The organism is Photobacterium makurazakiensis, from assembly GCF_050336715.1.
GTDB classification, from domain to species: Bacteria; Pseudomonadota; Gammaproteobacteria; order Enterobacterales; family Vibrionaceae; genus Photobacterium; species Photobacterium makurazakiensis.
Genome location: NZ_JAKJSJ010000104.1, coordinates 1 through 11,108 on the forward strand (window position 1 = coordinate 1; position 11,108 = coordinate 11,108).

Here is an 11,108-nt window from a genome sequence, read left to right on the forward strand (position 1 = left end):
ATCTAAAGTAATTAATATTTTTAGAGGGAAACAAAAATGAATAAATTAGATAAATCTATATCAAAATCAAAGTGGCTTCTTGCAATGCTACTTCTAGGTGGTGCTTCTCATGTTCATGCCGTATTGATGACAGAGGTTTCGGATAATGCATATTCCAAGAATTTAGCTCAATGATTTGCACCTGTTCTGTCCTTCGGTATCTAGGTCGCCTAACGCTTTATAGACGGAATTTTTATGAATTTACATTCTATCTATGTTGCGACCAATTACTATAAAACTCAAGTAATAACATAGCATTGCGTGAATAGAAGGTGCATTTCAGAAGAAAATACAGAAAATTCCCGCATAACTCCCCTGTACTACTATTCGATTAATTTGGTCAAAACCAAAGCGTTCAAGGATGTAGCTTGATGGCGCTGAGAAGGTTTGGGACAAAAACGATTTAGGAAATGTGTCTACGAAAGACAAAAAGGCAGCGAAGATAACTCTTCACTGCCTTTTTAGTATGATTCTTTATTGCTTGGTATAAGACTTTATTACTTTTCTACACACCAACAATTCAATCTAAACTCTATTACTCAACCGTTACCGCTTTAGCCAAGTTACGAGGCTGATCGACATCAGTACCTTTAATTAAAGCAACATGGTAAGACAGTAGCTGCATCGGGATCGTGTAGTAAATAGGTGCGGTGATGTCGCTGACATGAGGCATCGTGATAATCTTCATGTTTTCATCGGCTTCAAAGCCTGCGTCTTCATCAGCGAAGACATACAGTAAACCACCACGAGCACGCACTTCTTCAATGTTCGATTTTAGCTTCTCTAACAACTCGTTGTTTGGTGCAACTACCACTACTGGCATATCAGCATCAATCAATGCTAATGGACCATGCTTCAACTCACCAGCGGCGTACGCTTCTGCGTGGATATACGAGATTTCTTTTAACTTTAGTGATGCTTCAACCGCGATTGGGTAAAACTCACCACGACCTAAGAATAGCGTATGGTGTTTATCGGCAAAGTCTTCCGCTAGTGCTTCAATTTCTTTGTCGTAAGCCAAAGCGGCATTAATTTGCTTAGGTAGTGCATGAAGTGCTTCTACAATTTCCGTTTCTTTTTCACGGCTAATCAGCTGCTTCTGCTTACCGAGTGCTGTCACTAACATTAATAGTGCCGACAACTGCGTGGTGAAAGCTTTCGTAGAAGCAACACCAATCTCTGTTCCTGCACGAGTCATAAAGGCAAAATCAGATTCACGAACAAGCGATGAGCCAGCCACGTTACATACTGTCATAGCTGCCATATAGCCTTTTTCTTTCGCTAAGCGTAGCGCGGCTAATGTATCAGCCGTTTCACCAGACTGAGAAAGCGTAATCAACAAGCTATTTGGACGAGTCACGAACTTGCGGTAGCGGAATTCAGAGGCAATCTCGACGTCGCAACTAACACCAGCCAATGATTCAAACCAATAACGCGCAGTCATACCTGCGTTATAAGAAGTACCGCACGCAATAATTTGAACGTGTTCAACTTTGTTAAGAATCTCTACCGCTTTAACACCAATGCTTTCTGTAACAACCGCATTGTCCGTAATACGACCTTCCATTGTATTGATCAATGCTGTTGGTTGTTCAAAGATCTCTTTTTGCATGAAGTGACGGTATTGACCTTTATCACCCGCATCATGCTCAGCGTTCGATTCTGCGATTTCACGCTCAACACGTTCGCCAAAAGCATCAAACACCGTGACTTCACGGCGGGTTATTTCCGCGACATCACCTTCTTCTAGGTACATGAAGCGACGAGTAACGCTTAATAGAGCAAGTTGGTCTGATGCTAGGAAGTTTTCACCCACACCGAAACCAATAACGATTGGGCTACCAGAACGAGCAACCACAATGCGGCTTGGGTCTCTACGATCAACCGCGACAGTACCGTAAGCACCATCAAGTTGCTTAGCTGTTTTCTGTAGCGCCTCAACCAAAGAATCTGAGGTACGAAGCTCCCACTCTACTAAGTGAGCAATAACTTCAGTATCAGTCTGTGATGTAAATTCATAGCCACGGCCTTGTAGCAAGGTACGCAGCTCTTCATGGTTTTCGATAATACCATTGTGTACAACCGCAATGTCACCAGACATATGTGGATGGGCATTAGCTTCCGAAGGCTCACCGTGTGTTGCCCAACGAGTATGTGCGATACCAGTACCACCAAGCACTTCTTGTGCTTCTACTGCGTCTGCTAGCTCTTGCACTTTACCTAGACGACGAACGCGCGTTAGGTTTGATTCACTGTCAACAACAGCCACACCTGCTGAGTCATATCCGCGATATTCAAGACGACGTAGACCTTCTACCAAAATTTCTGCTACATCACGCTGTGCTACCGCACCTACGATTCCACACATGTTATTTCTCCATTTTAAATATTGTTGCCCCATAGAAACCGACTAAATTGGGAAATGGGGGAGATTAATTCTTACTTGGCGCAAATAACTTTTACGCCATGAGATTCAATTTGAGTTTTGTATTCATTTGGTAAGCCATTGTCTGTAACAAGGATATCAATGGCATCCCAACCGAGTTCTAAGTTGGGAATTTTTCTTCCTACCTTTTCAGACTCAATCATTACGATGACCTCACGAGCAACTTCTGCCATGACATTACTAAGGCCAATTAATTCGTTAAATGTTGTTGTGCCACGGGAAAGGTCAACACCGTCAGCACCTATAAATAGCTGATCAAAGTCATAAGAACGAAGTACCGACTCGGCAACTTGACCTTGAAACGAGTCAGAATGGCTATCCCAAGTTCCGCCAGTCATCAAAAGTGTTGGTTCGTTTTCAAGTTCATTAATTGCATTCGCAAGAGGCAATGAGTTCGTCATAACCACTAAACCTTTCTTGCTACCAAGCTTAGACACTAATGCGCCCGTTGTGCTGCCACAGTCAATCACAATGCGATTATGGTCTCGGATTAACGCTATCGCAGCTTCAGCAACACACTCTTTCGTGGCTGAGGTGTGATCAGATTCATTCAATACTTCATCAACCGCTTCTTGAGGCAGAGAGATCGCTCCACCATAACGTCTAAGAAGCTGGCCGCTTTTTTCTAGATAAGTGAGATCTTTTCGAATCGTAACTTCCGATGTTTCGAATAGCTCAGAAAGCGCCTCAACACTGACTTCACCTTTCTGCTGAACCAGCTGTGTAATCGAATGCCTTCTTACTTGAGTGTTTCGTTTCCGCACTTAAATTTCACTTCAGAACTTAAATTATAGATAAATTATTTCACAACATAACTTAAAGCACAATTATTTTGCTTAAAGTCCTATTATCAAGGCATTAAAAGAGCTAAAACCAAGCCATTAAGTTTCGATTCGAAACTTAATGCCAGTTTGAACTGCTCTTTAATCAAACAGCGCTACCTATAGAGCCGCTGCGTAAAGACATAAAAGCATCATCTTAATGTCACGGATATTTATCTCACTGTCATAAACTCAATCAATAATACACCTTGTATACACAAGTGGTGACAAGCGTATACAAGACCCATTTTTACCTATATTCAATTTCTATAGCCAGGATGCTAAATATGAAGTCGTCATTTAAGAAATTCGCTGTTGCTTGCTCGCTTATAATCAGTCCGGTCGCGCTAGCCGCTGATACCATTAAATTTGCCGCGACCGAAGTTGCTGGGCTTGAGGCTTTACATACAAATTTCGGGCCATTCAAAGCAAAATTAGAAGAACTCACAGGAAAGAGTGTTGAATTTTATCCCGTTAGCAGCCGTAACTCTGCGGTTGAAGCTCTGAATAGTGAACTACTCGATTTTGCTTTAGTTGGCCCTGCTGAATATGTAATTTTTCGTCAAAGAGCAAAAGCAACGCCAGTCGTCGGTTGGCAGCGAATGAATTACTTCGGCAAAATTTTTACGACTGCAGATTCAGAGCTTAATAGTCTGACGGACTTCAAAGGGAAAACTATCGCTTTTGGTGATGTTGGTTCAACCTCTCAACACCTCGCTCCTGCCCAGCTATTATCTGATCATGGCCTGAAACAAGGTGTTGATTACCGAGCATTAAACCTACATCGCAATGTATCTGTCGAAGCCATGCTACGTGGTGATGTCGATGCAGTTGCTATTAGTAGTGCCTACCTCGATGGCATCAGAAAGCTATTCCCTAATGAGGGCTTTAAGGTCATCGGCCGTGGCCCCGACCTACCGAATGACCAAATTGTCGCAGGCAAGCATGTATCACAATCAGACATCGAACTCGTTCGCCGTGCCTTTGCAGATAATCAGGAAGAAATGCTTAACGCTATCATGAGTGCTGAAATGAATAAAAAGTACACTGGTGGGCGCTTCCTCACAGACGTTGACGATAGCGATTATGACTACATTCGCCGCATGTACCAATCTGTAGGCCTGATGTCATTTGACAAGTTCCTCGGAGAATAACATGTCAGCTGCAAATACATTACAAGAGCACTCTCTGTTTGATATTGCATGTCCACAAGCTCAAATCCAAGCCAGTGTGCAGGCGTTGAAAGTCAGGGATCTTCACGTCACATTCAATGGAACTGACTACCTGTATCAAGGCTTAGATCTTGATATCGAACAGGGTGATAAAATTGCCATCATCGGCTCTAACGGTGCGGGGAAATCAACACTAATGCGCGCTTGTCTTGGCATTATCGAAAGCCGAGCTAAAGAAGTGAGTTTCTTTGGCCAATCGCTGCATATCAACCAAGGTAGCAGAGCAAATAAACAAGTATTAGCGAAGGTCGGTTTTGTTCATCAAAAACACAATATTATGGGACGCTTGTCCGTGCTTTCCAATGTACTTCACGGGGCATTAGGTCGAACACGTTTTCGGCCATTGTGTTGGACTCAGGCTACCGCTCCGCAGCACCTTAGAGAAGAAGCGATAGAGTGCCTGAAACAAGTCGGCCTAGCTGATTTCGCCGCTCGCCCTGCTGGCAGCCTATCGGGAGGGCAAGCTCAGCGAGTTGCAATTGCTCGAGCCTTAATGCAGCAACCTACCTTAATCGTTGCCGACGAACCTGTCGCCAGCCTTGATCCTGTGGCTGGTGAAGAAATTATGTCGTTATTTTCTAAGTTAGCATCAGAGAAAAATGTAACCTTGGTGTTTATTTCTCACCATCTGTCCCATGCAGTGAAATACGCTGATCGCATTATTGGACTAAAAAATGGCAAAGTCGATCTCGATGTTGCCAGTAGCGATACAACTGTTGAGAAGTTAGGGGCGATTTATGACTACGCTTAAGCTACCAAAGCGTCTTGAAACACCATCATCGATCTCTTTTGTACTCGGTATTGTAGCGTTTGCTTTGGTGTATACCGCATTTACCCAAATAGGGTTTAATTTTGGAACCATCCTAGATGGCGCACCTAGAATTGGTCGTTTAATCGATCAAATGTTCCCGCCCAACCTCACGCGTATTGAGATGCTCAGCAAATTGCTATGGGAAACGTTTTTGATGGCATTGTGTGGCACCGTTATCGGTATCATCGTCAGTATTCCGATGGCCATACTTGCCGCAAGAAACCTTTCACCTCATCCGGCAATACGCTTTGTCATGAGAAATACTATCTCATTTTTCAGGACGGTACCCGATCTCATCTGGGCATTAGTGTTTGTTATTACCGTCGGTTTAGGGCCGATTGCCGGAGCCATGACAATTGCAATTGATACCATTGGATTCTTAGGTAAGTTTTTTGCTGAATCAATGGAAGAGCAAGATAAAGGACCACAAGAAGCAATACGTACCATGGGAGGTAACACCTTAGATGTCACTTTTGCCGCGGTTATTCCTAACGCGATGCCGTCATTTATTAATGATTCCATCTTTGCTCTGGAAAAAGCCACCCGCTCCTCCGTTATTCTCGGGTTAGTGGGTGCAGGTGGGATAGGCATTGAACTAAAAGTTGCCATGGACATGTTTAACTACAGCACAGCAACAACCATTATCTTAATGATTTTTGTTCTTGTGTTATCAGTCGAACAATTAAGTAACTTTTTACGTAGAAAAATAATTAAATAGTCAGCTATAGAAGAATATGAATACAAAAAGAAAAGCCATATGGCGAGAAATCTACGAAACATTATTGAATGAAATCAAACGAGATATCTATCCGCCAAACACTGCGCTTCCAAGTGAGAATATCTTGGCAGAACGATTTGGCGTGACAAGAATGACAGTTCGTAAATCGCTTAACTTATTGCAACAGCAAGGCGTTATCTATTCCATTCACGGTAAAGGCGTATTTGTTAAACAGCGATTAAGCCAGTACCGAATCCGAGGCGACCAACGATTTGCAACTGGGTTAGAAGCCTCTGATATGGAGGTTGAATCGGAAACCCTTTCTTTAACCATAATTCCAGCAACATTTAATATTGCTGATGAATTACGGATTAAAGAATTTGAACCGGTCTGGCAACTTGTGCGCCTAAGGTATGTCAATGGATTACCCACCCTGCTCAACAGGAAGTATTTTCCGACACATATTTTCCCTGAATTTGATCGAATCTACGCAGAAGATAAAAGTGTCACAAGTGTCTATAAGCATTACGGCTTTGAGCATTACCAACGCTTGGAAACAAGAGTACGCGTAGGCTTCTTAAACGAAGAAGATGCAAAGTGGCTAGAGCAAAGCTCAGCAACACCTGCATTACTTACCACTTCGCTCAATGTAGCTGAAGATGGCACATTAATAGAATTTAGCGACGGTTGTTGGCCTCACAACAGCATTGAATTGGTATTTTAATCTTAAGGAAAAGAAAAAATGAAAAACATCGAACTCACAATTAACAATCGCCAATACCGTCTACCATCTCAACCTGTTGTTGTTATTTGTATTGATGGTAATGCCCCAGAATACTTTGAAGAAGCAATTAAGCAGGGGCGAATGCCATACATGGCAAGCCTGTATCAAAAACAGCTTAACCACATTTCACATTGTGTGATCCCAAGTTTCACCAACCCGAACAACATGTCGATTATTACGGGGACACCACCAGCAGAACACGGTATTTGCGGTAACTTTTACTTCAATGGCACTGAAGATGTCATGATGACAAACCCTGAACTACTGCGTGTTCCTACGATTTTAAGTGAGTTTCACCATGCTGGTGCTAAAGTCATCGCGATTACAGCAAAAGACAAACTACGTGCCATGCTTAGTCACGGCCTTGATTGCAGCCAAAAACAAGCTATTTGTTTCTCTTCAGAGCTTGCGAACCAAACCACACTCGCAGAGCATGGTATCGATAATGCTGAGGCTGTTATTGGTATGGAGACACCTGATGTATATAGCCCAGAGCTCAGTGAATTCGTATTCAAAGCTGGCGTTGCCTTGTTAAAACAAGAAGCCCCCGATTTAATGTACCTGACCACAACTGACTTTATCCAGCATACCTATGCACCAGAGCAAGAAGGTGCACTAAGCTTTTACGCCATGCTAGATAGCTATTTTAGTCAACTCGATCAACTCGGTGCTAAATTGGTGATCACTGCAGATCATGGCATGAACGCAAAAACTGACCATGAAGGAAAGGCGAATATTGTGTTCATTGATGAAATTTTAACTGCACATTTCGATACCGGATCATTCCGAACCATATTGCCAATTACTGACCCTTATGTTGCCCACCACAGTGCGCTGGGATCTTTTGCCGCGGTATATGTTGAAGAAAGCCACTTAATAGAAGATATCAGAGTATATCTATCGCAAGTCGAAGGGGTGTCTGAAGTTCTTACTAAAAATGAAGCGGCACTACGCTTTGAACTAGCGGAAGATCGCATTGGTGACATTATAATCGTTGCGGAAGAAAACTATGTCGTGGGTAAATCACGCGAGCATCATGATTTAAGCCACCTTCGTGGGACGCTGCGCTCTCATGGTGGGATCAGTGAACAACAGATCCCATTGGTGACAAACTTTAACCTGAACAATGAAGTTTTAAGCCCATTAAGAAACTTTGACGCTTACTACCTCGCGATGAGTTAATAAGTACGATTAAAATCATTTAGCCGGTCTAACCGGCTAAATGACATTGCACATACTGCTATTCAGGACTCATTCCCAACCTTCAGCACACCACGTCTAATTTGATCTAACTCGATAGATTCAAACAAGGCTTTAAAATTACCCTCACCAAACCCTTCGTTACCTTTGCGCTGAATAATTTCAAAGAACACAGGGCCAATAACCGTATCCGTGAATATTTGCAGTAAAATACCGGTTTCATCGCCATCAATTAGTACTTTTAGTTCCTTTAACTTAGCAACATCTTCATGGTGATCAGGTACACGCTTGCTGATCCCTTCATAATAAGTATCTGGGGTATTCATAAAGCCTAAACCACCCGCTTTCAACTTAGTGACCGTGGCCAATATATCGTCAGTACTTAATGCAATGTGCTGAATGCCCTCCCCCTTGTACTGCTCAAGGTACTCGGCAATTTGAGATTTATCATCGCTCGACTCATTAATCGGTATACGGATCTTGCCACAGGGCGCTGTCATTGCTCGTGATAATAAACCGGTCATTTTGCCTTTAATGTCAAAGTGACGTACTTCCCTAAAGTTAGCAATGCGTTCATAAAAGCTTGCCCACAAGTCCATATTGCCGCGTTTTACATTATGGGTAAGGTGGTCAATAACCCCTAAACCAGCATCGCATGCAGCAAGCCGTTTTTGATAATCTGGGTAATAATCGAAATCAACTTCATAGATGTCGTGATCACCATAACGATCAACTAAATAAATCAATGATTCACCGATGCCATAAATTGCAGGAATATTAAGTTCCATTGGCCCTGCTTGTGCAGGACACGCTGTTGCCCCTTGCGAAACTGCATAAGCTAACGCTTGGCTTGAATCTGCGACACGAAAAGCCATTGCGTTCACACTTGCCCCATGCACACCTGCGAACCCAGAGGCTTGTGAATGCGCTTCACCGTTCACGATAAAATTAATGCCCCCTTGACGATACAGCCAGACCGACTTGTGCTTATGCTGCGCGACCTCCGCAAAGCCCATCAAATGAAATAACTGCTTTAGCTTCGCTAAGCCTTCAGGGGTTGGTGCGGTATATTCAACAAACTCAAAGCCATTTGTACCTAATGGGTTATCAGTCATCTCACTCATCCTTTTTATCGACTTACTATAGAATTAGCAGTAAGTCGCTAAAGATGAGAAGTCATCAATTCAAACAGTGTTAATGAAATGTAAAGTCAGTGCGTAAAGTCATATTGCCAATATCCCGCTTAGCTGGCAGCTGTAGTTTTTCATCAATATTCTCATCCTTTTACTCACCATGAATTCAATTAAGCGCTAAGGTTATACAGAGCTGCTTGAGGTGGATAATGACAGTTACAAAACGTGATCAATTAAAATTACCCAAACGTAAAAAAGCAGTCGTTTCGTTAACGCATAACACTGAGTATTCCCTCCCGACTTACCATTTCCTAAGCGCTGAGTTTCAACATGCACGACAACACGAAAAAGGGATCATCCGCGATGACCATATTGAGTTTTTACATCAATACCGGGTGTCTTTACGCCGCTGTCGGGCCTTAATCAGCTTATTAAAGCCCTTATTTACCAAGCAGCAGAAAAGTGACCTTAAAGATGTTCTTAAGATCTTGATGCAAAATACCAATCAACTACGGGATCTGGATGTTTTTCTTTTGAAAATGGATGATTACTTCTACGATCTTGAGCACTGTTATCACCAAGGATTAACGCTGTTTTTTGATGAGTTACAAGATCAACGAGGTATTGCGTTTAAAGCACTTAAAAAGTGGTTAAAGGAAGATCAGTACCAACAACAATGCCAGCATATCAGTGAACAATTAGAAGAATTAAAAACACCGAAAAAACGCTCAGCTATAAGTAATGACTTTAAACAGGGGCGGTCAATATTATGGCATCACTTCACACAGGTAGAGCATTGTTGCTTGCATATCACACAACAAAGCCCCGACACAGACCTCCACCATCTACGAATTAACTGTAAAAAACTTCGGTATTTACTCGAGTTTTTTAGTCCTTTATTACCGAAGAAATCGGTGAAAGAACAAATCAATCAACTAAAGCAGTTACAAGATAAGCTCGGCGAATTTAATGATTCTTCAGTACAGTTAGCATTCTTTGCTGACTACCTTACGAAGAAGAAAGTCAGTAGCAAACGTTATCAGGCAATCAACGAGTTATTGAATATAACTCAAACTAATCACCTTACTGTACGCAACCAAGCTATTGAACAACTCACCACTTTTATGTTGCCCGTTAATCTCGATTCTTATCGTGCATTAAAGGTAGAGCCCGATCTATAGAAGTACGAGCATACCGTTAGCAAGGCATTAGAAATAAATTTTTAAATCTTTTGCCGTTATTTCAAGCTCTTCTTGCAACATGCCTAGCCATGCTTGTGCAATTTCAGCAAGCAATGAATAGCACTTGGTCTGCGCATGTTTTTGCACCAACTCTAAATAATGCGTTGCCCAAGGTAGTATATGTTCAGCCAAAAGGACTTTAACAAGCTCAAGATCTTGCTTTTCTTCAATAATATTCGCTATCGCCATTAACATCAGGCCAAATTGATCTTCTGGTTCACGCATTCCCGTATCAAGTGACATGTTGATGCTTGCTAAAAAGTGGCGATAACGAATGGTTGAATCACCAAAAACAATCTGCTCACGATCCAGATATACAGATCCCCATGGCGGAGCAGGCATGACTTCACAGCCTTCAAATAATTGTTGGAAGTCCAACGCAACAGCCTCTTGCTCTGTTGTTGCTATTAACTCAACCAACTCGCCAAACGGTGATTCATTAATATCATCACTTTCTTTTAATGCAGCCAACAGCTGTGCATTATTCTCATGCGATAACGGAAAATAAAAGAAACTACCTAAAATCCGCGCAATTGTTGCAATGTTGTTCATGCTACCTCTCAATAATATCGACAGCGATATACCTTTATTGATAAACACATTATCTGATCACTAAAACGAGTAACTTGCTCTAAAACAAACTTCAATGCTATTAAATATATACAAATAATAATTCTCATAAC

General features: G+C 42.1%; 11 protein-coding genes. 7 read left to right on the plus strand and 4 right to left on the minus strand.

What is annotated here, in order from left to right; translation table 11 throughout:
* Window positions 1-36 precede the first annotated feature (36 nt).
* The gene (locus tag L4D09_RS27825; RefSeq protein ID WP_428460788.1) at window positions 37-174 is read left to right on the plus strand and encodes a hypothetical protein; all 138 of its coding nucleotides are present in this window, start codon (window positions 37-39) and stop codon (window positions 172-174) included.
* Window positions 175-574: 400 nt separating this feature from the next.
* Here the strand turns inward: L4D09_RS27825 and glmS are convergent, their stop codons facing one another.
* Entirely contained in the window at window positions 575-2,407 is a 1,833-nt protein-coding gene (glmS, locus tag L4D09_RS27830; RefSeq protein ID WP_428460789.1) for a glutamine--fructose-6-phosphate transaminase (isomerizing), read from the minus strand.
* 71 nt (window positions 2,408-2,478) lie between these two features.
* Window positions 2,479-3,249 (minus strand): DeoR/GlpR family DNA-binding transcription regulator, encoded by a 771-nt coding sequence (locus L4D09_RS27835; protein ID WP_428460790.1) that lies wholly within the window; start codon window positions 3,247-3,249, stop codon window positions 2,479-2,481.
* Window positions 3,250-3,593: 344 nt separating this feature from the next.
* Here L4D09_RS27835 and L4D09_RS27840 point away from each other — a divergent pair, with 344 nt between their 5' ends.
* Genes L4D09_RS27840 through phnA form a run of 5 tightly spaced genes read left to right on the plus strand, consistent with a single transcriptional unit; the run spans window position 3,594 to window position 8,033 of the window.
* Window positions 3,594-4,460: a PhnD/SsuA/transferrin family substrate-binding protein gene (locus tag L4D09_RS27840; protein WP_428460791.1), complete on the plus strand. Its 867-nt coding sequence runs from the start codon at window positions 3,594-3,596 to the stop codon at window positions 4,458-4,460.
* Between the two features lies 1 nt (window position 4,461).
* Window positions 4,462-5,289, plus strand: coding sequence for a phosphonate ABC transporter ATP-binding protein (locus tag L4D09_RS27845; RefSeq protein ID WP_428460792.1), 828 nt, complete (start codon window positions 4,462-4,464; stop codon window positions 5,287-5,289).
* Window positions 5,276-6,067, plus strand: coding sequence for a phosphonate ABC transporter, permease protein PhnE (gene phnE / locus L4D09_RS27850; RefSeq protein WP_428460793.1), 792 nt, complete (start codon window positions 5,276-5,278; stop codon window positions 6,065-6,067). Before L4D09_RS27845 ends, phnE begins: the two co-directional genes overlap by 14 nt.
* A 16-nt stretch (window positions 6,068-6,083) precedes the next feature.
* Window positions 6,084-6,791, plus strand: coding sequence for a GntR family transcriptional regulator (locus L4D09_RS27855; protein ID WP_428460794.1), 708 nt, complete (start codon window positions 6,084-6,086; stop codon window positions 6,789-6,791).
* Between the two features lie 18 nt (window positions 6,792-6,809).
* Complete coding sequence (phnA, locus tag L4D09_RS27860; RefSeq protein WP_428460795.1) at window positions 6,810-8,033, plus strand: phosphonoacetate hydrolase; 1,224 nt, start codon at window positions 6,810-6,812, stop codon at window positions 8,031-8,033.
* Between the two features lie 62 nt (window positions 8,034-8,095).
* Here the strand turns inward: phnA and hppD are convergent, their stop codons facing one another.
* A complete protein-coding gene (gene hppD / locus L4D09_RS27865; protein WP_428460796.1) occupies window positions 8,096-9,175 on the minus strand; it encodes a 4-hydroxyphenylpyruvate dioxygenase in 1,080 nt (359 codons plus the stop codon).
* 218 nt (window positions 9,176-9,393) lie between these two features.
* On the opposite strand from hppD, the gene L4D09_RS27870 reads away from it, so the two are divergent.
* Window positions 9,394-10,365, plus strand: coding sequence for a CHAD domain-containing protein (locus tag L4D09_RS27870; RefSeq protein WP_428460797.1), 972 nt, complete (start codon window positions 9,394-9,396; stop codon window positions 10,363-10,365).
* 27 nt (window positions 10,366-10,392) lie between these two features.
* Here L4D09_RS27870 and dmsD read toward each other — a convergent pair whose 3' ends face one another.
* Entirely contained in the window at window positions 10,393-10,977 is a 585-nt protein-coding gene (dmsD, locus tag L4D09_RS27875; protein WP_428460798.1) for a Tat proofreading chaperone DmsD, read from the minus strand.
* Between the last annotated feature and the right edge of the window lie 131 nt (window positions 10,978-11,108).

Coding starts and splice junctions, on each gene's coding strand:
- L4D09_RS27825 (WP_428460788.1), top strand. CDS start 37: ATGAATAAATTAGATAAATCTATATCAAAATCAAAGTGGCTTCTTGCA.
- glmS (WP_428460789.1), bottom strand. CDS start 2,407: ATGTGTGGAATCGTAGGTGCGGTAGCACAGCGTGATGTAGCAGAAATT.
- L4D09_RS27840 (WP_428460791.1), top strand. CDS start 3,594: ATGAAGTCGTCATTTAAGAAATTCGCTGTTGCTTGCTCGCTTATAATC.
- L4D09_RS27845 (WP_428460792.1), top strand. CDS start 4,462: ATGTCAGCTGCAAATACATTACAAGAGCACTCTCTGTTTGATATTGCA.
- phnE (WP_428460793.1), top strand. CDS start 5,276: ATGACTACGCTTAAGCTACCAAAGCGTCTTGAAACACCATCATCGATC.
- L4D09_RS27855 (WP_428460794.1), top strand. CDS start 6,084: ATGAATACAAAAAGAAAAGCCATATGGCGAGAAATCTACGAAACATTA.
- phnA (WP_428460795.1), top strand. CDS start 6,810: ATGAAAAACATCGAACTCACAATTAACAATCGCCAATACCGTCTACCA.
- hppD (WP_428460796.1), bottom strand. CDS start 9,175: ATGAGTGAGATGACTGATAACCCATTAGGTACAAATGGCTTTGAGTTT.
- L4D09_RS27870 (WP_428460797.1), top strand. CDS start 9,394: ATGACAGTTACAAAACGTGATCAATTAAAATTACCCAAACGTAAAAAA.
- dmsD (WP_428460798.1), bottom strand. CDS start 10,977: ATGAACAACATTGCAACAATTGCGCGGATTTTAGGTAGTTTCTTTTAT.